Annotated in this window: 23 protein-coding genes; 9 read left to right on the top strand and 14 right to left on the bottom strand. The window is 62.2% G+C overall.

Features of this window, described 5'->3' with window-relative positions; genetic code table 11:
- On the bottom strand, positions 1 to 369 hold a 369-nt coding region (locus I3253_RS20525), incomplete at its 3' end, for a hypothetical protein (RefSeq protein WP_232272203.1).
- A 396-nt stretch (positions 370 to 765) separates the two neighbouring features.
- Here I3253_RS20525 and I3253_RS18965 point away from each other — a divergent pair.
- The 6 genes from I3253_RS18965 to I3253_RS18940 all read left to right on the top strand — a co-directional run bounded on the left by I3253_RS18965 (position 766) and on the right by I3253_RS18940 (position 7,142).
- Positions 766 to 2,682, top strand: a complete 1,917-nt coding sequence (locus I3253_RS18965; protein WP_197919392.1) for a Hint domain-containing protein — start codon at positions 766 to 768, stop codon at positions 2,680 to 2,682.
- Positions 2,683 to 2,850: 168 nt separating this feature from the next.
- Entirely contained in the window at positions 2,851 to 4,002 is a 1,152-nt protein-coding gene (locus tag I3253_RS18960) for a lytic murein transglycosylase (protein WP_197919391.1), read from the top strand.
- Between the two features lie 130 nt (positions 4,003 to 4,132).
- Positions 4,133 to 4,912 carry an HpcH/HpaI aldolase family protein gene (locus I3253_RS18955; protein WP_197919390.1) on the top strand — a complete coding sequence of 260 codons (780 nt, stop codon included), beginning with the start codon at positions 4,133 to 4,135 and terminating at the stop codon, positions 4,910 to 4,912.
- A 128-nt stretch (positions 4,913 to 5,040) separates the two neighbouring features.
- Positions 5,041 to 5,877 (top strand): c-type cytochrome, encoded by an 837-nt coding sequence (locus I3253_RS18950; protein ID WP_197919389.1) that lies wholly within the window; start codon positions 5,041 to 5,043, stop codon positions 5,875 to 5,877.
- Between the two features lie 280 nt (positions 5,878 to 6,157).
- Complete coding sequence (locus I3253_RS18945) at positions 6,158 to 6,601, top strand: potassium channel family protein (protein ID WP_197919388.1); 444 nt, start codon at positions 6,158 to 6,160, stop codon at positions 6,599 to 6,601.
- A gap of 31 nt (positions 6,602 to 6,632) precedes the next feature.
- Positions 6,633 to 7,142 carry a DUF2478 domain-containing protein gene (locus I3253_RS18940; RefSeq protein WP_332255690.1) on the top strand — a complete coding sequence of 170 codons (510 nt, stop codon included), beginning with the start codon at positions 6,633 to 6,635 and terminating at the stop codon, positions 7,140 to 7,142.
- Here I3253_RS18940 and I3253_RS18935 read toward each other — a convergent pair.
- Complete coding sequence (locus I3253_RS18935; RefSeq protein ID WP_197919387.1) at positions 7,129 to 8,232, bottom strand: AI-2E family transporter; 1,104 nt, start codon at positions 8,230 to 8,232, stop codon at positions 7,129 to 7,131. The genes I3253_RS18940 and I3253_RS18935 overlap by 14 nt on opposite strands.
- Before the next feature lie 63 nt (positions 8,233 to 8,295).
- Positions 8,296 to 9,075, bottom strand: coding sequence for a sulfite exporter TauE/SafE family protein (locus tag I3253_RS18930; RefSeq protein ID WP_197919386.1), 780 nt, complete (start codon positions 9,073 to 9,075; stop codon positions 8,296 to 8,298).
- 142 nt (positions 9,076 to 9,217) lie between these two features.
- On the opposite strand from I3253_RS18930, the gene I3253_RS18925 reads away from it, so the two are divergent.
- Positions 9,218 to 10,906: an acyl-CoA dehydrogenase family protein gene (locus tag I3253_RS18925; RefSeq protein WP_197919385.1), complete on the top strand. Its 1,689-nt coding sequence runs from the start codon at positions 9,218 to 9,220 to the stop codon at positions 10,904 to 10,906.
- Between the two features lie 315 nt (positions 10,907 to 11,221).
- On the top strand, positions 11,222 to 11,770 hold the full coding sequence (locus tag I3253_RS18920) for a TetR/AcrR family transcriptional regulator (RefSeq protein WP_197919384.1): 549 nt from the start codon (positions 11,222 to 11,224) through the stop codon (positions 11,768 to 11,770).
- A gap of 64 nt (positions 11,771 to 11,834) precedes the next feature.
- On the opposite strand, the gene recO is transcribed toward I3253_RS18920, so the two are convergent.
- Together recO and I3253_RS18910 are read right to left on the bottom strand one after the other, a co-directional pair.
- Positions 11,835 to 12,566 carry a DNA repair protein RecO gene (recO, locus tag I3253_RS18915; protein ID WP_197919383.1) on the bottom strand — a complete coding sequence of 244 codons (732 nt, stop codon included), beginning with the start codon at positions 12,564 to 12,566 and terminating at the stop codon, positions 11,835 to 11,837.
- A gap of 60 nt (positions 12,567 to 12,626) precedes the next feature.
- Entirely contained in the window at positions 12,627 to 12,956 is a 330-nt protein-coding gene (locus tag I3253_RS18910) for a DUF1491 family protein (protein WP_197919382.1), read from the bottom strand.
- Between the two features lie 69 nt (positions 12,957 to 13,025).
- On the opposite strand from I3253_RS18910, the gene I3253_RS18905 reads away from it, so the two are divergent.
- Positions 13,026 to 13,214: a hypothetical protein gene (locus tag I3253_RS18905; protein WP_232272202.1), complete on the top strand. Its 189-nt coding sequence runs from the start codon at positions 13,026 to 13,028 to the stop codon at positions 13,212 to 13,214.
- On the opposite strand, the gene era is transcribed toward I3253_RS18905, so the two are convergent.
- The 9 genes from era to rpoZ all read right to left on the bottom strand — a co-directional run bounded on the left by era (position 13,195) and on the right by rpoZ (position 20,627).
- Positions 13,195 to 14,103, bottom strand: a complete 909-nt coding sequence (gene era / locus I3253_RS18900; protein ID WP_197919380.1) for a GTPase Era — start codon at positions 14,101 to 14,103, stop codon at positions 13,195 to 13,197. The two genes, I3253_RS18905 and era, sit on opposite strands and share 20 nt — an antisense overlap.
- A gap of 81 nt (positions 14,104 to 14,184) precedes the next feature.
- A complete protein-coding gene (gene rnc, locus I3253_RS18895; protein WP_197919379.1) occupies positions 14,185 to 14,865 on the bottom strand; it encodes a ribonuclease III in 681 nt (226 codons plus the stop codon).
- The gene (gene lepB / locus I3253_RS18890) at positions 14,862 to 15,701 is read right to left on the bottom strand and encodes a signal peptidase I (RefSeq protein WP_197919378.1); all 840 of its coding nucleotides are present in this window, start codon (positions 15,699 to 15,701) and stop codon (positions 14,862 to 14,864) included. Before lepB ends, rnc begins: the two co-directional genes overlap by 4 nt.
- A 56-nt stretch (positions 15,702 to 15,757) precedes the next feature.
- A complete protein-coding gene (gene acpS / locus I3253_RS18885) occupies positions 15,758 to 16,171 on the bottom strand; it encodes a holo-ACP synthase (protein WP_197919377.1) in 414 nt (137 codons plus the stop codon).
- Entirely contained in the window at positions 16,168 to 16,614 is a 447-nt protein-coding gene (locus I3253_RS18880; RefSeq protein ID WP_197919376.1) for a hypothetical protein, read from the bottom strand. Before I3253_RS18880 ends, acpS begins: the two co-directional genes overlap by 4 nt.
- A complete protein-coding gene (locus I3253_RS18875; protein WP_232272201.1) occupies positions 16,611 to 17,345 on the bottom strand; it encodes a pyridoxine 5'-phosphate synthase in 735 nt (244 codons plus the stop codon). The genes I3253_RS18880 and I3253_RS18875 overlap by 4 nt, the downstream gene beginning before the upstream one ends.
- Before the next feature lie 75 nt (positions 17,346 to 17,420).
- Positions 17,421 to 18,089 (bottom strand): DUF2062 domain-containing protein, encoded by a 669-nt coding sequence (locus I3253_RS18870; RefSeq protein ID WP_197919374.1) that lies wholly within the window; start codon positions 18,087 to 18,089, stop codon positions 17,421 to 17,423.
- 21 nt (positions 18,090 to 18,110) lie between these two features.
- A complete protein-coding gene (locus I3253_RS18865; protein ID WP_197919373.1) occupies positions 18,111 to 20,246 on the bottom strand; it encodes a RelA/SpoT family protein in 2,136 nt (711 codons plus the stop codon).
- A gap of 27 nt (positions 20,247 to 20,273) precedes the next feature.
- On the bottom strand, positions 20,274 to 20,627 hold the full coding sequence (gene rpoZ / locus I3253_RS18860) for a DNA-directed RNA polymerase subunit omega (RefSeq protein WP_197919372.1): 354 nt from the start codon (positions 20,625 to 20,627) through the stop codon (positions 20,274 to 20,276).
- Positions 20,628 to 20,690 lie beyond the last annotated feature (63 nt).

Genomic DNA, 20,690 nt, shown 5'->3' with positions numbered 1-20,690 from the left:
ATAACAGCGAGATATGGAATATGTGCGCACCCTTGGTAAGGGTGAGGTCGGGAGTTCAATCCTCCCCAGCAGCACCATCTTCCCCGCATTGTCAGCTGCCCGAAACGCGCGCCGGAATAGCGTCGTGCAATACACGGTATCAATTTTGGCCACGTCCGGAATCACTTTCGAATTCTGTAACCAAATTCCCCTGATGAATTCTTGATTCGAATCAGGTTTGTTATCGGTCAATGAATAATCACCGCCTGACGGCCTCTTTGTTTCCCAAATCCGAATGATCATCCCCGCGCTGCTGCGCTTGGGAAAACACATTCCTACCGCACCCGGCTTGAAACGATTGGTTCCAAACGGGAAACGACAGTTGCCCATACCGGCCCATAGTCGGGCGGGCCAACGAAAAAAGGCACAAATGAGGCATGTTTAGGGCGCCCAACCCTGCCAGTTTCGCCAGATTTCCGCCGCATTTGAGAAACAATCGCGTCGGAATACCTTATTCCAAAGCCTTTCGGTACCGACCGGAGAAAGGCATGTGCGACGCTTTTTTGCCAAATTTGGCAGGTTTTTGTTTTCTGCCCCCGCGCAATGGCGCATATTTGTCGCACGTCCAACTGGGGGGCGGGAGTTCTGGCTTGGGGCGGCCAAACGATAACTGAAGCATCTTCGCGATGCCTGCTACCGCTGTGGGGACTGTGTCCGGGCAATGGCCTTGACGCAAACGGATCCTGCGGCTGGTGCGGCGGCGTGGAATAGTAAATGAGGTTTGTTATGGCTGATCCTACTGGTCCCGGCGTTGTGGACGGCAGCGTAAATGATGATGACATGGCCGTCGGCTACACCGATGGCGAAGGCGATTCCATTACCGAAGGCGCCGACACGATCAGCGCCGGCGACGGAAATGACTCGGTTCAGGCCGGCGGTGGCGATGACACGCTGTTTGGCGGCATGGGCGACGACACGCTGCGCGGCGGCGCGGATGACGATATCATCCTGGGTGACGAATTTGGCCCTTATGACGGCAACGGCGCGCCGGGCGATGACCTGATCGCAGGTGAAGGCGGCAACGATACGGTTTTTGGCGGCGGCGGCAACGACACGATCTATGGCGATTACGAGCCCGGAACGGAACCAACACCCACCGGCGGTGGCCGCGAAAGCTTCAACTGGAACGAAGTCGGCACCCCGGCTGACGGCGATCCGCTGGGCGGCCCCTTCGTGCAGGATACCGGATCGGTCGAGGTGTCGTTCACCACGGGAGGCAATTATGGTGTCGAAACCACCTTCGAAGACGACCCCCAGCTGCTGACCGGCATCGACGACGGCACCGAAACGGCCAACCCGAACAGCGCACTTGGATCTGCCGTCGATGAACGCGAGGGCGCCAGCTATAATCTGGATTTCTCGGAAGCGGTCGAAAACGTCCAGTTCCGCGTCAACGACATCGACAATGACTCGGCCGTCAAGGTCTATGCCTACGACGCCGAAGGCAACCGGATCGAAGTCAACCTGAGTGGCAGCGACACGACCAACCTCACCATCACCGATATCGATGGCGTCCCCGGCAACGAAGCCGCGCTTTCTGGCGGTGGCAGCGGCGACTCCGACAACCCCGACAACTCGGTTCTGGTGAATATCCCCGGCCCGGCCGTGCGCGTGGAAATCGTGCATCTGAACCTTGGGGACGAGCCGTCGGACGTGACAATTTCCGACGTGTTCTTCACCGCGCCCGGATCGGGTGTTGCCGAAGACGCGGACGATCTGCTGATCGGTGGCGCGGGCGACGACGTGATCTATGGCCAGGAAGGCAATGACACGATTGCCGGTATCGAAGGCGAAGACGACATGTACGGCGGCGATGACCGCGATGTATTCGCCCTGTTCGGCCCCGGCAGCATGATCGACGGCGGCGAAGGCGGCGACGACTTCGACTCGATCAGCCTTGCAGGCCTCGTGGATCGTTACGTTCCCGGTGGCCGCGTCGAGGTTGCGTTTGATCCTCTCAACGGCGAAAACGGAACCATCACCTATTACAACGATCTGGACGAAGAGGTGGGTGTTACCGAGTTCTACAACATCGAGAACATCTTTGCCGATCCCGTTCCGCTCTGCTTCACACCGGGCACACGAATCCTGACACCGATGGGCGAAGTACCGGTCGAAAACCTGCAACCCGGCGACAAGGTGGTCACGCGCGACAACGGCCTTCAGGAAATCTGCTGGACGGGGCGCAAACACCTTTCCGGCAAAGAGCTTCTGGCCCGGCCCGAACTGCGCCCGATCCTGATCAAGCAGGGCGCATTGGGTCCGAACCAACCCGAGCGCGACATGATGGTGTCTCCCAACCACCGCATGTTGCTGGTCTCCCAGCAAGCCGAACTGCTGTTTGACGAGCGCGAGGTTCTGGTGGCGGCCAAGCACCTGACCCATCTGGACGGGGTGCAACAGGTCGATACTGTCGGCATCGATTATATCCACATCATGTGCGACAGCCACGAAGTGGTGCTTGCCGACGGCGCCTGGAGCGAAAGCTTCCAGCCCGGTGAATACTCGATCAATGGCATCGACAAGGAACAGCGCACGGAAATCTACGCCCTGTTCCCGGAACTGCGCGAACGCGAGGGGCTCGAGGCCTATACCGCGGCCCGCGTGACACTCAAGCGGCACGAGGCTCAGCTGATCGGCTGATCCGCCGCAACGGTTTCGCTATGGAAGGGGCGGCCTTGGGGGCCGTCCTTTTCTTTTGCGATCAGCAATTCGCCGCTGCCCGATCCCTGTCACCTTGGCGGATCACGCCGAATCTGGCACCCTGCCCCCAATACAAACCGCAATTCAAACAATAAGCGGACCCGAGGCATGAGCATCACCCGACGTACCTTCGCCCTTGGCCTGACGGCCCTTGGGCTTTCGGCCTGCACCAACCAGGTTTTGCGCACCGCGCCGCGCGGCGCCAAGCCTGTTGCAGAGCTTCCCGCCGATCTGCGCCCCACCCCAAACCCTGGCTATACGGGCTGGGTACAGGGCTTCAAATCGCGCGCCGCGGCACAGGGCATCACCGAAACCACGCTCTCGGCGGCCTTTCGCAACGCCGGCTACCTGCCCGGCGTCGTCGACCGCGATCGCAACCAGGTCGAATTCAAACGCAGTCTCGAAGATTATCTCGCCATCGCCGCCTCGGACGAGCGCATCTCCAAAGGGCGCGCCGCCTTTGCCCGTCATCGCACCACGCTCAACCGGCTGGAATCCACTTATGGTGTCGAGGCGGAAATCATCTGCGCGATCTGGGGGCTGGAGAGCCTTTACGGAGAGCGGCGCGGCACCGTACCCGTCATCTCGGCCACCTCGACCCTGGCCTATGACGGCCGGCGCGGCGCGTTCTTTGAAAAACAACTGCTGGCCGCGCTCCAGATCCTGCAATCGGGCGACATCACCGCCGACCGCTTGACAGGCAGCTGGGCCGGCGCCATGGGCCATACCCAGTTTATTCCCACATCATATCAAGCCTTTGCCGTTGACTATACCGGCGACGGGCGGCGCGACATCTGGTCCGAAGACCCGACAGACGCGCTGGCCTCCACCGCTGCCTACCTGCAAAAGAACGGCTGGACTCGGGGCGTGACATGGGGCGCCGAGGCCGGACCTGGCGCGCCGGCGGGCCGCATCATCCAGCCGCAAGAGGGCGGGCCCGAATTCTCGGTCACACGCAATTTCAATGTGATAAAACGCTATAACAATTCCGATGCCTACGCGATCGGGGTCGGCCACCTGTCCGACCGGATCACCGGCGGCGGCCCGCTGCGCGGCAGCTTCCCGCCCGATGAATACGGGCTGACCAAGGACGACCGCATCACCCTGCAACAGCGCCTTGCCGCGCAAGGTTTTGACCCCGGTGGCGCAGACGGCGTGATCGGCTCCAAAACTCGCGCGGCGATCAGCGATTATCAGGCACGAAATGGCCTGCCTGTCACCGGGGAACCGTCACGCGATCTGTTGCGCCGGCTGGGATGACGCCAACCCGCCGGGCGCCACCCGGTCACGGGCTGGACAAGCCGCGCGGCAACGTCTTTGATCTCTGCGTCCCGTGATACATTCCGGCGGGGCCACGCATATCCGGTTTCAAAGCACCAAAGGTTCCATCATGCCCAGCCCCGAAAACACCTTCAAATCCGCCATGGCCGCCCGGCAGCAGCAAATCGGTTGCTGGCTCAGCTTTGCTGATATCGGAGCGGCGGAGCTTATGGCCACTGCCGGGTTTGACTGGCTGGTGATCGATGGAGAACACGCCCCCAACGACATCCGCTCGATCCGAGATCAGCTGATCGCGGTGCAGGGGCGTGGCACGCAGGCCATTGTCCGGGTGCCCGTGGGCGAGGCCTGGGTTATCAAGCAGGTTCTGGATGCCGGGGCGCAAACCGTGCTCGTGCCCATGGTCGATACCGCCGATCAGGCCCGCGCCCTGGTCGCCGCCACCCGCTATGCGCCACAGGGCATCCGGGGGATGGGCGCCATGGGTGGCCGGGTCAGCCAGTTCGGCGCCATCGCCGATTACGTGCAAACCGCCAACGATCAGATCAGCCTGCTGGTTCAGGCCGAAAGCCGCGCCGCGCTGAATAATCTGGACGCGATCCTTGCGGTGGATGGGGTTGACGGTGTCTTTATCGGCCCTGCCGATCTTTCGGCCGATATGGGGTTTCCCGGAAATGCCGCCGCGCCCGAAGTCAGGGCGGCCATCGCCGACGCCATCGCCCGCATCACCGGCGCGGGCAAGGCCGCGGGGCTCCTGACATATTCCCCGCAAGAGGCCAAAACCTATCTCGACATGGGGGTCAATTTCCTCGCTGTCGGGCTGGATACGTTGATCCTGGCCCGCGCGGCCCGTGCCCTTGCCGCCGAAACCAGGGCACTTATCAAGCGGTAAGCGCCCCGACAGCCCGGTATTTCTGCTTTGGTCCCGCGACTGGGCAAGCGGCGTTTTCGACTCCGCTTTGGCGATTCACGATTTCGTGATACCCTCTCGCGATATACGCGAACATCGAGGGACACCCCATGAAGTCAACCATTCTTGCTGTGCTCTTGCTGGGCACGGCCACGGTCGGTTTTGCCGAGATTTCGGTCGAGCGCGGCGAATACCTTGTACGTGGCCCCGCCGGCTGCGGCAATTGCCACACGCCCCAAGGTCCGAACGGCCCGGACATGTCCAATGAACTGGGCGGCTTCTTGGTCGAAAAGAACGCCCAGTTCGAGGCATGGGCGGCCAATATCACCCCGGGTGGCCGGGTTGCCGGCTGGTCCGACACGGAACTGGCCCGCGCCATCCGCGAGGGCATCCGCCCGGACGGAACCGTGATCGGCCCGCCCATGCCGATCGGCCTGTATCGTGGGTTGGGCGACGACGATCTGATGTCGATTGTCGCGTTCTTGCGCACCCTGCCCGCAAGTGACAACAAAACGCCCGCCTCAACCTACAACATCCCCCTGCCCCCGGCCTACGGCCCGCCAATTGACAGTGTGACCGCGCCGCCGCGCGGGGTCACGGTCGAATATGGCGCCTATCTCGCCGGACCGGTGGCCCACTGTATGGAATGTCACACCACACTCGGTCCGACAGGGCCGATGTTCGAAACAAGCCTCGGCGCTGGCGGGTACGAGTTTCACGGCCCGTGGGGTGTATCCGTGGCCCCCAACATCACCCCGCACGAGGACGGTGTGGCCGGGTATTCGGATAGCGAATTGAAAGCCATCATCACCACCGGCACCCGTCCAGACGGCAGCCGCATGTTGCCACCCATGGGCTATGCGCATTATGCCAGGACAGACGAGGCCGATATCGACGCCATCATTCTGTACCTGAGATCGATTCCTCCGCTGCCTGACGCGTCGTGATCTTTGCTCAGGATGGTGTGAACAAATCCGGAGCCGGGCGCCCGATGACTTCATTGGGCGAATCCGCAGCTTGATACCGACGCAATACCGACATGATACCGGCGGGAAACCGATTGCGATTTTTTGCGTTAATACAACCACTTGGCCCCGATTCGCACCGCCGCGCGGCAGCCGCGCTCAAACCCGCCCGCCAATGCCCGGCCAAGCCGGTCGAACGGCCCTTGATCCGGGCGGCCCCACCCCCCTACTGTCGGTGGACCGGGATCAGGAGGAATGCGCCGTGGGACAGATCGACCAGTTGTTTTGGGGATCGGTTGTACTTGGCATCTGCGCAATCATCCATGTGGGCATGTTGACCTTCTGCATCAGGGTTTTGGACCGCCTGGGCGCGCTGCTGAAACGCCGCCACAGATCGCTGCGTGTCCTGGTATTTGTTAACACAGCCTTCGGCGTGATCGTCTTGTCCCACACAATCCAGGTCTGGTTCTGGGCCTGGATGCTGGTGCGAATGGAGGCGCTGAATTACTGGTTCGATGCGCTGTATTTCGCGCTTGTCACCTATACGACAGTTGGCTATGGCGACATTGTTTTACCCATTGATTACCGTGTGTTCGGCGCCTTTGCCGGTGTCACCGGTATCCTGTGTTTCGGGATCAGCACCGCTTTTCTGGTTGCCCTGATCGGACGGCTGATGCCGCGCTCGTTGATGGGGGCCCGCGATTGAACCGGGCGCCGCCAAAAGGTAAAGAGAACCCATGCTGAAAATAGCCTATACCATGGCCCACGGGCGCGGCGAGCTGGACATGCTGCTGACAGAACTGGCTGAACACCTGCACGCACAAGGGGTGCGCACGCGGGGCATTGTCCAGAAGAACACGGGCTGTGAAACCGAAGGGCGCTGCGACATGGACGTGCAGGTTTTGCCGGACGGGCCGGTGATCCGTATCTCGCAATATCTGGGCAAGGGCGCGCGTGGCTGTCGTCTTGACCCCGACGCGATGGCGCAGGCCATTTCCGAAGTCGCCCGTACCCTGGATACGCCCTATGACCTGTTCCTGCTCAACAAGTTCGGCAAGGAAGAGGGCGAAGGGCGCGGGTTCCGCAACCTCCTGGCCGAAGCCGCCGCCGGCGGCGCCGTGATCATTGCCGGGACAAACCCGCTAAACGCCGATAAATTCAAGGAATTTTCTGGTGGTGAGGCCGTGTGCGTAGAGGCCGAAATCGACGCCTTGCTAAGATGGTACAAGGCTGTCAGCGCGTCATAGATTCCTGCTTTTCATCCGGGTCGCGGCTGGGCACCTCGCCGTTATTCGTCAACAATATGGCCAGCGGCCACGTGGTCTGGAAGAAGGACATGATCGTCATGATCCCCGATGTCAGGATCACCGACAGGATCGCTCCGATCAGCCCCCAGATCGAGGTCCATGCCGCCAGTGACACCATGACAATGACCGGCGAAAGGTTCATCGATCGCCCCATCAGGCGCGGCTCCCAGAAATACCCAACGCCAAACTGCGCCGCGCTGAGCGCCGCGAACAGCAGGAAAGCCTCAAGTCCAAGCCCGAATGAACCTATGGCGAACAGCATCGGAAGCGCCATGGCGATCCAGCTACCAACATAAGGTATGTAGTTGAAAACAGCCGTCAAAACCGCAAAGAACGCGGCGAATTCCACGCCGAACAGCAGGAATATCACGTAACAGATGACGCCCAGAACCGCGTTGATCAGGGTCTTGGTGGTAAAATAGGTGCCGATCTGATCGGTGATCAGATCGATCGTGTGCCACACCGTCCGGCGCGCATCGTCATCGGGCACAATTGCGGCGATTTTGACGGCGATGCTCTCACGTTCGATCAGGAAAAGGATGGCGTAAAGGAATACCAGCGCCAGGTAGCCCGCGGAATAGCTGACCGAATTCAGCGTATAGCGGATCACCGATTGCAGATCGATATTGTCGAAAACCACGCGATCCAGCGACTGCCAGGTCAGTTCCACCTCATAGTCGAACCGCGCGGCAAAATCCGACACGATCACCGAAAGCGCCTCGGCATATTGCGGGATGGCGCGAACCACCGGCTCCAGGTTGCGCGCAAAGAATGCCACGCCGAAAGTGAGGATCACGAACATGACAATCGTGGTCATCGTCATGCGCAGCCAACCCGGAATAAGGTGGGAATACAGTGGGATACGCGCAAGCACACTGGAGATGCCATCCATAAGGAATGCCACCAGCGCACCAAGCACGATAGGCACCAGGATCGGTTGGGCCGACTTCAGCACCCAGCCCAAGACAACGGTGGCGATGACGGCCAGGCTTACGGCGGTAATGCGCAGGGAAGTTTCAAATCGTCTCACGGGGCCGCCTTGTCTATTGCAGGGGCATCCTAGCGCCTTGCCAGAGGCGGGCAAGGGGGTCGATCAGCCCAGCAACGCCCGGCGGATCAGGTTCAGCCCGGCCAGGGTCAGCACGATCAGCGTGGCCTTGCGAAAGGTGGACTGCTCGATCCGGTCATGGATACGCCCGCCCAGCCACATGCCCAGGATGGCCGGTGGCACCAGCACCAGAGAAAACAGGGCGGTTTCGGCACGCATGACACCCGATCCGATATGCGCGAACAACAACAGGACCGCCCCTAAACCGTAGATCACGCCCTGCACGCGGATCTGTTCGGTTTTTTCGGTTCCCAGCGCCGTCAGATAGGCCACGGTCGGCGGCCCCCACACGCCCGAGACACCTCCGATCAGACCGGCGACCGTCCCGATCGCGATCTCGGCCCGGTTGGAAGGGCGCGCGAGGCGCAGAGCTATCCCGACCAGTTGCATTCCGGCAAAGGCGGTGATCGGCACACCGATCAGCAGCAACAATACCTCTTGTGGCAGGATCCGGACGAATTGCGCACTGATCACCAGCGCGATGCCCCCCGCGATCAGGAACACCTGAAAGCGGCGCACCGATTGCCAGGCCGCCCCCGGCCCCTGCCGCAGCGCCTGGACCCCGTTGCTGACCACCGTCGGCAGGATCAGCCCGGCCAGCGCCCATTCCGGCGCCAGGATCGTTCCCAGCCCGGAGACCAGGACCATCGGCATACCAAACCCCACCATCCCTTTGATAATACCGGCAAAAACCGCGATCAGAAGGGCGATGGCAAACAGCGCCGGCGCAAGATCCGGAGCAAGGAAGGGCAGAAAGGCATCCATATCTTGCTATAGGCCCTAATCTGGACTGCCGCAAAACCTGAATGCGCAACAAACGAACAAATGAAACGATGTATTCGCATTTATGTTGCGCTGCACCTGCAAAGGAAATATGTCACACTGCAGAAAATGAGGATGATGATTCATGGCCCATGATGGACAGGACCTGACGATGACGAACTCCGTTGTTCTTGCCGATTTGCTGACATTGACCGGCGCGGCGGTTGCCCCGGTTGACGCGATTCTGGAAACCGCCACCACCCGGGTGCGCGCGACCGTATCGGAAAATGGTAAAGTTTCCGGAAAGCTGATCGAAGAAAACCAGACAGCGGCCCACGGCCTGGCCTGGCTGGCCACCTATGCCCAATCGCTGCGCCAGATGCAGGCCTGGGCCGAGCGTCTGGAGGTCGATGGCAAATTCGGCGAAATGGAACAATTGCTGCACCAGATCGCCTTTGGGGAATATCTCTGGCAGATCTACGGCGGCATCCCGATGAGCCAGAACGAGATCGTCCGGCTTCAGGATCTTGGACTGAGTCAGGACGACATGCGCGGACTGATGGCGCCCGAGATCCGCACCCTTTGTGACCGGGGCAACAGCCAGGCGGCACGGATGCGGCTGGTTGCCCTGATGCGCGACAATGCCGGTCATGCAACCTTTGGCGCGACCGGGCTGGACGATGAGCTGGAGATGATCCGCGAACAGTTCCGCCGCTATGCCGACGAGCGGGTGATCCCCAACGCCCATGAATGGCACCTCAGGGACGAGCTTATCCCGATGGAAATTATCGAGGAACTGGGCGAAATGGGCGTGTTCGGCCTGACCATACCCGAGGAATATGGCGGGCTGGGCCTGTCCAAGGCATCTATGGTGGTGGTGTCCGAAGAACTGTCGCGCGGCTATATCGGGGTCGGGTCGCTGGGCACCCGATCCGAGATCGCCGCCGAACTGGTCGAGGCGGGCGGCACCGAAGACCAAAAGGCGCATTGGCTGCCGAAACTGGCCAGTGCGGAGATCCTGCCCACCGCCGTGTTCACCGAGCCGAACACCGGGTCGGATCTGGGCAGTCTGCGCACTCGTGCCGTGAAAAATGCCGAGGGAGACTGGGAGGTTACGGGCAACAAGACCTGGATCACCCACGCCGCGCGCACCCATGTGATGACCCTGCTGGCACGCACCGATCCCGACACGACGGACCATCGCGGCCTGTCCATGTTCCTGGCCGAGAAAACCCCCGGCACGGAAGAAAACCCCTTCCCCACCGAGGGCATGACCGGCGGTGAAATCGAGGTGCTGGGCTATCGCGGCATGAAGGAATACGAGCTGGGCTTTGACGGGTTCAAGGTCAAGGGTGAGAACTTGTTGGGCGGGGTCGAGGGCCAGGGCTTCAAACAGTTGATGAAGACGTTCGAAGCCGCCCGCATCCAGACCGCCGCGCGCGCCATTGGCGTGGCGCAGAACGCGCTGGAAGTTGGGATGCAATATGGCGAGGACCGCAAGCAATTCGGCCAGTCGCTGATCAGCTTTCCCCGGGTCGCGGGCAAGCTGGCGATGATGGCGGTCGAGATCATGGTGGCCCGTCAGCTGACCTATTTCAGTGCCTGGGAAAAAGACCACGGCCACCGGTGCGATCTGGAAGCCGGAATGGCCAAGCTGTTGGGCGCGCGTGTGGCCTGGGCGGCGGCGGACAATGCGCTGCAAATCCATGGCGGCAACGGGTTTGCGCTGGAATACCAGATCAGCCGTATCCTGTGCGATGCCCGCATTCTGAACATTTTCGAGGGTGCCGCGGAAATTCAGGCCCAGGTGATCGCCCGACGCCTGCTGGGGTGAGGCAGCGACAGAGGAACGGGCCGCCCCGCGTCGCGAAAGGTCGTGTTGCGGGGCGGTTTTGGTCTGATCTGGACGAATCACGGTTAACGCGTTGGGAATATACGATTTTGGCAGGTCGGCAGCGCGTCGGTATTGCGTCGGTATTCCATCGGCGCAGCGACGGCGAAATCGCCGGGTTCACGCAACGCGCGCACCGCAACGGGGGCATCGTCGCGGGCAAGGCGGCGCGCCGGGGGGACCACGGCGGAAATGCTGCGACGCGGCGCGACAATGCTGCACTTGCAAAATGATCCGGCGCGCCGTAACTCTTGGGCCATGACAGCGACACGCCTATCACCTGATCTGTGGATTGCCGCCGGGTTTGACGCCCTGCTGGAGCAGGGCCCGGCTGGCCTGAAGGCCGAGCCGCTGGCCCGGCGCCTGAGAACCACCAAGGGTTCATTTTACTGGCATTTCAAGGATGTACCGGCCTTCCATGCGGCCATGCTGAGCCAATGGGAGCGGCAGGCGCTGACGGATGTGGAAACCGCCCTGTCCGGCGACACGACCCCGGCGCAAAAGCTGCGCCACCTCAGCCAGATCGCCACAAACGGCGAATCACTGAGCGGCATGTCCCTGGAACCGGCGATCCGGGCCTGGGCGCATGACAATGCCGCCGTGGCCGAAGCGGTGGCACGGGTGGATCACCTGCGCCTGACGCAGCTGAACGCGGAACTGGCGGAAAACGGTCTGTCCAACCCGGAACTGGCGCGCATCCTGTACGCGGCCAACCTGGGCATGGCTGAGCTGAGCCGCCGCGACGGCAGTGTGAACGATGGCGCGCTTGGGACGCTGGTTGATCTGATCCTGGCGCTTTACGACTAGGGTATGCGCCCTCTAGCGATCCTGATCGGCCCCCTGCGCGACGCAGCGGGGCGCGGGATGGTGTTCAGCGGCCAGCCGCGCGCCGGGTGAACAGATCGACAAATCGCCCGCGCGCCTCGGGCAGGGGTTTGTGGCCCAGTTCAGGGGCCAGTTTTTCGGTCAGGAAGTAGCCGGTGGTGGCAAAGGCCGTGACGATTTCGCAATCCGGTGCATCACCCTGGCCCAACAGCACTTGTGGCAATGGCAACAGGCGATCCGCCCATTCTCCGGCCCCCGCGCGCGACACGGCGCGCCCGGACCTGGGTGACACATGGGTCAGCCCCTCGGTCGCGCCGGTGACGGCGCAGGCACCCAGATCCAGCCCAAAGCCCATCTCTTCCAGCAGCGCCAGTTCCCAGCGCAGATAGGCCAGCGGCCACAGATCGTTCTGCCCCAACAGGTCCAGCAGGGGCATGGTGCGGGCATAAAGCGCCGGGTGGGGTTCGCGATCGGGCAGGCAAAAGGCCAACAGCGCCGTGACCGCGTTCAGCCCGGCCAGCGCCATCCGGTCTGACAGGGCAGCGGCGCGCGAACGCACCGGTTCCACGGTGAAGCTGCCGATATGCTCTTCCAGCCGGGCGCGCCAGGTCACATCCAACTGCCCGCCCGGTTGCAGGATCGGAGTCATCTTGCGGCTGATCCCGCCACGCACGACACCGGCATGGCGACCGTGGCTTTCGGTGAACATTTCAAGGATCACCGATGTTTCGCCATGTTTGCGGGTGTTCAGAACGATGCCTTGGTCGCGCCAGTCCATGTTGGGTGCCCTGTTTGCCGACAGCTAAGCGCGGGGCGCGCGCAAAGGCCAGAGAAAAGCTTAGTCCGCCAGCCCCGGCTCATCCAGAAGATGCCGCCCCTGCCGGTCTTCGACCTCGATCACCCAGGCATCGGTGTCAAAGCCGCGTTGGCGGGCCAGCGAAGCGTCTACCTCTGCCTCGTCCCCTTCGGACAGCACCACCCAGCGGCGTTCCCCGCTCATCAGGTCAAAGCTGCGTTGATAGACCCGCGCCTGCCCGTCCAGCGTGTTGAGCTTGACCAGCACCGCGCCGGCCGTGTCATCGCCATGCGCCACCACAAAGGCGGCGATGTTGAATTGACGCAACCGCGCCAGATAGGCGTGGACCCAGAATTCAGCCGTTAACTTCATATCAACCAGTTTTGCGGGAGGATGCAGGAAAACCCAAGAGCCAATCAGGCGATGCAGGACAGGCCCGCGATGCAAGAGCAGTTTCGAACCCCGAAAACAACCCGCTTTCTGGCGCTGACCCTGCTGGCGCTGGTGGCGCTGGATTTCAGTGGGACATTCGATGCGTCGATGAAGGCGCCGTTGCGGGGGGCGATCGGGCTGGTGGCCATTGCGGCGCTGGCGTGGTTCCTGCTGGCGGTCATGCGTTTCCGTCGCTGAAATCCAGACCCATCTCCGAATAGCGTTCTTTTTCGTCGAGCCAGTTGGGCCGCACCTTGACCTGAAGGAACAGATGCACCTTGCGGCCCAGGAATTCCGACAGTTCCTCGCGCGCGGCCTTTGACACGGATTTGATGGTTTCGCCGCGATTGCCCAGCACGATGCCCTTGTGCCCGTCGCGCATGACATAGACGATCTGATCCACGCGGGCCGACCCGTCCTTGCGTTCTTCCCAGGCCTCGGTTTCCACGGTCAGCTGGTAGGGCAGTTCCTGATGCAGGCGCAGCGTCAGCTTTTCGCGGGTCATCTCGGCAGCGATCATGCGCAGCGGCAGATCGGCGATCTGGTCTTCGGGATACAGCCAGGGGCCCTCGGGCAATTCCCGCGCCAGCCATTTGCGCAGCGTGTCACAGCCATGCCCCTTTTCGGCGGAAATCATAAAGGTTTCGGCAAATGGAAACCGTTCGTTCAGATCCCTGGTCAGGGCCAGCAACACTTCGGATTTCACGCGGTCGATCTTGTTGATGGCCAGCGCGATCCTGCGCCCGGTGCCGATCTCTTCAAGCCGCTCCAGGATGGTCTCGACACCCGGCGTGACGCCGCGATGGGCCTCGACCATCAGCACGATGATGTCGGCATCCGCTGCGCCGCCCCATGCGGCGGCGACCATGGCGCGATCCAGCCGGCGGCGCGGGCGGAACAGGCCGGGCGTGTCGACAAACACGATCTGGCTGTCGCCTTCCAGCGCCACGCCGCGAATGCGCGCCCGCGTGGTTTGCACCTTGTGGGTGACGATCGACACCTTGGCGCCCACCATCTGATTGGTGAGCGTGGATTTGCCCGCGTTGGGCTCTCCGATCAGGGCGACAAAGCCGGCGCGTGTGGTCATGGGGTGTCCTCGAATTGCAGACTCATGCCTTTAGGACATAAGGGGCGAAAGCGCCATAGCAAGCAATGAAAGCGCGTTGCGTCAGCTTTCCAGCCGTTCCAGCAGCGCCTTGGCGGCGGCCTGTTCGGCCTTGCGCTTGGAGTTGTCGCGGGCCTGAGCCTCGGTCCCGTTTTCAAGCCGGGCCGCAATGGTGAAGACCGGCGCATGATCGGGGCCGGAACGGGTGAGCAGCACGTAGGCGGGTGGCTTCAGCCCCCGGCCCTGCGCCCATTCCTGCAGGGCGGTCTTTGGGTCGCGCGCATCGGAATCGACACTATCCACCCGCTCGCCCCAAAGCCGCAGGATCATGTCGCGGGCCACGTCGAACCCGGCATCCTTGTAAACGGCGGCAATCACCGCCTCCATCGCGTCACCCAACAGCGCCAGTTTGCGCCGCCCGCCCGACATCATCTCGGACCGGCCCAGTTTCAGCGCCGCGCCCAGATCAATCTCGCGCGCCACGTCGGCACAGGTTTCCTTGCGTACCAGTGCATTGAACCGCGGGGCCAGCTGGCCCTCGGACGCGGTCTTGTCACGCGCCAGAAGCGCCTCGGCCATGACCAGGCCAAGCACCCTGTCGCCCAGGAATTCCAGCCGTTGATTGTCGGCGCGTGTGGGCGACGACATCGAGGAATGCGTCACCGCGCGCACCAGAAGATCCGGGCGCGCAAAGCGATGCCCGATGCGCGCCTCAAGCGCCTGTAATTCCACCGCCAGCTTCAATAGATGCCCTTGAAGAACCGGTCTGCCCGCCATGTCCAGAAGGCGAACATGGATGTCCCGGCGGATGAGAACATGATCCGGTCGGCGCGCCCGATCAGGTTTTCATAAGGAACGAACCCCACCCCGCGCGCGGCCTGGGGCACGCGGCTGTCGGTGGAATTGTCACGGTTGTCGCCCATGAAGAAATAGTAGCCTTCGGGCACTGTGTAGACACCGGTATTGTCCGACCCCTGATTGGTGATGTTCAGGATCGCGTGGCTGACACCATTGGGCAGGGTTTCAATCTGGCGTGATTTCACACAGACACCACCATCGCCCACCGGGCCGTTTTCGCAGCGCGGACGCAGCCGTTGCGGGCCTTGAGGACCGGCGGTTTCCGTGAAGACGCCGCCATCCTCCAGTTTGACCGCCTTGCCGTTGATATAGACCACACCGGCGATCACCTGCACCTTGTCGCCGGGCAGGCCGATCAGGCGTTTGATGAAATCATACCCGGTGACTGGGTGACGGAACACCACGACATCGCCGCGCTCGGGCTGACCGCCGAAAATGCGGGTGTTGTCACCATCGATCCAGCCGCAGATCTTCTTGGCATCGATATTGATGCCAATGGCCGGCAGGCGGATCGACGGGCAGGAGGCCGAGGAATAGCCGTAGGTCATCTTGTTCACGAACAGGAAATCACCAATCAGCAGCGTGTCTTTCATCGAGCCGGAGGGAATCCAGAAGGGCTGAAAGAACAGCGTGCGGAAAATGCCCGCGATCAGCAGGGCATAGACGATCGTCTTGATCGTCTCGACGATCCCGCCGTCCTTTTTCTTGGCCTTGTCTGCCATGTGTTCCTCTTTCGGTTTGGATGACGCGGGTTACATGAGGGGCAGCGGGCGGGGTGTCAACCCGAACCAGAGCCAAGCGGGCGGGCCTCGATCACGACAAAGGCCTGTGCCCAGGGGTGATCGTCGGTCAGGGTGACGTGAATGATGGCTTCGCATCCCGGCGGGGTCATCGCGGCCAGGCGTTTCGCGGCCCAGCCGGTGACGGCCATGACCGGCTGGCCGGTGCGCAGGTTGCTGACGGCCATGTCTTTCCAGCTGATGCCCATGCGCAGGCCGGTGCCCAGCGCCTTGGAGCAGGCCTCTTTGGCGGCCCAGCGTTTGGCCAGGGTGCCGGCCTCGTCACGCCGTCGCGCGGCCTTGGCCAGTTCGGTTTCGGTGAAGACCCGGTTGCGGAACCTGTCGCCAAATCGTTCCAGCGTGCCGGCGACGCGGTCGATATTGGCCAGATCGGTGCCGATACCCAGGATCATTGCCAGCCTGCCGTGATGTTTCCGGACGCCTGGTTGAGCGTGAAGCGAATGCGCCCGGCGGGTACGGTGACACCCTGATCGCCGTCATAGATCGCGGCCCCGATGGTAAAGATCAGGCCCGCCGCCGGATCGTAGGACGCGTCGAGGCTGGGAAAATCCAGCCCGGCAAAGCCCATGCCGGGCGCGGCGCTCAGGATCCGGCATTGCCGGCCGCCCACCTCGTCATATGGGGGCGACAGGATCAGCAGGTGGTAGGCGGCGGCGGCGGGTTCGATCGTGTCCAGCAGGGCAATCCGCACATTGCCGTTGGCAAAGGTGCGGCTGTTCTCCTCCCATGGCTCGACGATGGAATCGGCGCGCGCGGGCCAGTCACATTCAAAGGCCTGCTGCGCCGCAACCGGGCTTGCCACAAGCGTCGTGATCAGCGCGGCGGCGCGGATCATGCCCGGGCCTCGTCCATCAGGCGGCGCATTTCGCGGATCGCCGGGGTGAGACCGGTGAAGATCGCCTCGGCAATCAGGAAATGGCCGATATTCAGCTCTACCACCTCGGGCAGCGCGGCGATGGGTTGCACCGTGTCAAAGGTAAGCCCGTGCCCGGCATGGACCTCGAGCCCCAGCGAATGGGCAAAACCGGCCATCCTGGTCAGCCGGGCCAGTTCGGCGTCGCGCTCTTCGAAACGCCCCTCGGCATGGAAATCGCAATAGGCCCCGGTATGCAGTTCGATGACCTGAGCACCAATGCGGTTGGCCGCCTCGATCTGGGACCGGTCGGCGGCGATGAAGATCGACACACGGCAACCGGCATCACGCAACGGCGCGATGAAATGCGCCAGCTTGTTTTCCTCTCGCGCCACGTCCAGCCCGCCCTCGGTGGTTTTTTCCTCGCGCTTTTCGGGCACGAGACAGACGGCGTGGGGCTTGTGGCGCAAGGCGATGGCCATCATCTCGTCGGTGGCGGCCATCTCAAAGTTCAGCGGCACCGAAAGGTGGTCCATCAGCGCATCGATATCCGCGTCCAGGATATGGCGTCGGTCTTCGCGCAAATGCGCGGTGATACCATCCGCGCCGGCCTCTTCGGCCATTTTGGCGGCGCGCACCGGATCGGGGTAAGAGCTGCCGCGCGCGTTGCGCACGGTGGCCACGTGGTCGATATTCACGCCAAGACGCAACATGATCATCTGCCTCGCAAAGCTGGACTGGGTAGGCGCGACCCTAGGGGGATTGGCGTGGCAAGAAAACCGCTTTCTTCAGCGGTCCTTCTTTTCACCGGACGCGGTGCGGGCGGCCTGCCTGATGGCCAGGGCGCGCGCCTTGACGATCTTTTTCTGGATCTTGGCGGCGCGCCGTTTCTGATAGGCGCGGATCACCGGAACGGACAGGTAATAGGCAATGGTGCCCGCGACGATGCCCGGAATGATGCCACCGATCATATAGGGAAAGAACACCTCGTCATAAAAGATCGAAAGCCCCGTCCAATCGGCATCGGCATCGCTGAACAGCGCCCAGAAATTGTGCCAAAGGTCGGCCCCCGCATTCGCGAACTTGGCGCCGAGGGATTGATGGGCCAATTCGTTCAACTCTGCCCCCAACAGGAAGTTCCCGGTCTTGAGCGAGATGACCCCGATCGGCAGGTAGGTCAGCGGGTTGCCAAAGAAGGTCGCCAGCAGCGCGGCCAGAAGATTGCCCGACAACAGCCGCGCCAGAAGCGCCGCCACCAGGAAATGCAATCCGTAGAACGGGGTGAAGGTAGTAAACACCCCGCACCAGATACCGCGGGCAATGAATTCCGGGCTGCCCGGCAATCGGTGCAGACGGTGGCGCACGTAATGAAAGGCCCGCGTCCAGCCGCCGCGCGGATAGAAGAATTCCGCCACGATCTGGTAGATTGGCCTTCTGTCGCGGCGCTTGAAAACCAAGGGTGGCGTTTCCTTCTTGGATCAGTCCCCGCCGGGCGGCCGGGACAGTTCTGGATTGCGGTAGCGTTCGATCTCGGCCACGTCGGTTTCCGCTTCCAGCGCCATCATCAGCCGGTGCAGGTGCTTGGCATCGGCAAGATCCACGCTGATCAGCAGGCGGTAGAAATCGGGCTTGCGGTCGACAAACTCCATATCCGAGATATTGGCCTCGTGCTCGCCGATCAATGTGCAAATACGTCCCAGTACACCCGAATCGTTGCCGATGGTCAGCCAGAGCTGCACCGTATAGATCGGCTGATGCTTGCCGGAATGCCAGTGCAAGTCGAGCCAGCGATCCGGCTGATCCTCGTAATTGCCGAGAGAATCGCAATCTATGGCGTGCACCACGACACCCTTGCCGCGGAAAGTGATGCCCACGATCCGTTCACCCGGCAACGGCTGGCAACAGGTGGCCCGGTGAAAGCTTTGGTCCGGGGACAGGCCGATCACGGGCCGTTCGGTGGCCACGTCTTCGGCCTCGTTTGGCGCCAGGTCGGGATACACGGCCTGCAACACTTCGGCCGCTGTCAGTTCGGCAGACCCCAACCGCGCCAGCACCTCTTCCTTTTCGCGGAACCTCAGGTTCTTGGCGGCCATGTCCAGCACCTTGTCGGTCGCCTTCTTGCCGACATGTTCGAAGGCCGACCGCGCCAGTTCCGCGCCAAGGCGTACGAACCGTTCGCGATCCATTTCGCGCAAGGCACGGCGAATGGCGGTGCGCGCCTTGCCGGTAATGGCGATGTCCAGCCAGGTCGCCTGGGGTGTCTGGCCCTCGGCGGTGATGACCTCTACCGACTGGCCATTCTTGATCCGGGTCCAGAGCGGCACCCGCTGATGATCCACCTTGGCGCCGACACAGGCATGGCCGATGCGGGTGTGGATGGCATAGGCAAAATCGATCGGTGTCGCGCCGCGCGGCAGTTTCACCACCTCGCCCTTGGGGGTGAAGCAGAACACCTGGTCCGAATACATCTCGAGCTTGACGGCTTCGAGAAAATCCTCGTGGTCTTCCTCGGCGTCGAACTGTTCGCTCAGCCCGCTGATCCATTTGACCGGGTCCACCGCGAACGGGTTTTCGCCGCGCACCCCGTCCTTGTAGGACCAGTGCGCCGCCACACCGGTTTCGGCCACGTCGTGCATTTGCTGCGTGCGGATCTGCACCTCGACCCGGCGCCCGTTACGCCCCGACACGGTGGTGTGGATCGAACGGTAGCCGTTGGATTTCGGCTGGCTGATGTAGTCCTTGAACCGGCCCGGCACCGCGCGCCACCGCTGGTGAATGGCGCCCAGCACCCGGTAACAATCCCCCTCGGTCCCGGTGATCACACGGAAGCCGTAGATGTCTGACAGGCGGGAAAAGCCCTGATCCTTGGCCTGCATCTTGCGCCAGATCGAATAGGGTTTCTTGGCGCGGCCCGCCACTTCGGCCTGGATGCCCGCCTTGGTCATTTCCGTGCGCATATCCGAGGTGATCCGTTCGATCACGTCCCCGGCCTCTTTTTGCAGCGTGATGAAGCGGCGCATGATCGAGGCGCGCCCTTCGGGATTGAGCACCTTGAAGGCAAGATCCTCAAGCTCGTCGCGCATCCACTGCATCCCCATGCGACCTGCAAGAGGGGCGTAGATATCCATGGTTTCGCGCGCCTTTTGCACCTGTTTGTCCGCGCGCATCGCCTTGATCGTGCGCATGTTGTGCAGACGGTCGGCCAGCTTGACCAGGATCACGCGCAGATCCTTGGACATGGCCATGAACAGCTTGCGAAAGTTTTCGGCCTGTTTGGTTTGTGTGGAACTGAGCTGAAGGTTGGTCAGCTTGGTCACACCGTCCACCAGCACCGCCACCTCGTCGCCAAAGCGGGTGGCGACCTCGTCATACGAGGCCTGGGTGTCCTCGATCGTGTCGTGCAGCAGGGCGGTGATGATGGTTGCGTCATCCAGATGCTGCGCCGCAAGAATGACGGCCACTTCGATCGGATGCGTGAAATAGGGTTCGCCAGAGCGGCGCGTCTGGCCCTCGTGCATGTCGCGGCCATAATCATAGGCCGCGCGAATCAGTTTTTCGTTGGTCCTGGGGTTGTAGGCGCGGATAAGCCCGACAAGTTCGTCAGCCGGTTTCATGCGCCTTTACCCGTCCTCCGGTCCGACTTAGCCCTGACCTTGCGCTTCCATCAGCGCGCGCAGCAGTTTTTCCTCGGACATTTCATCCTCGGCCGGGGCATCGTTTTCGGCGCCCATCAAAAGCGCCATCTTGTCATCCTCGGGCTCGTCCACCTCGATCTGGTTCTGGTTACTCTCGATCAGGCGCTCGCGCAGTTCGTCCGCGGTCTGTGTTTCCTCGGCAATCTCGCGCAGGGCGACAACCGGGTTCTTGTCATTGTCGCGATCCAGGGTGATCGGGGCGCCGGACGAGATTTCGCGCGCACGGTGCGAGGCAAGCATGACCAGCTCGAAACGGTTCGGAACCTTGTCGACGCAATCTTCTACGGTAACGCGGGCCATGGGGCACTCCTGTTCTCGGGGATCGGATGGAAGCCGTGTATGTAAGGGGGTTTTGCACCCTTG

The sequence above is a fragment of the Thiosulfatihalobacter marinus genome, from assembly GCF_016019955.1.
In the GTDB taxonomy this organism is placed as follows: Bacteria; Pseudomonadota; Alphaproteobacteria; order Rhodobacterales; family Rhodobacteraceae; genus Shimia; species Shimia marinus_A.
The sequence above is the reverse complement of the archived record's forward strand: the minus strand, read 5'-3'. Positions and strand labels throughout refer to the sequence as shown.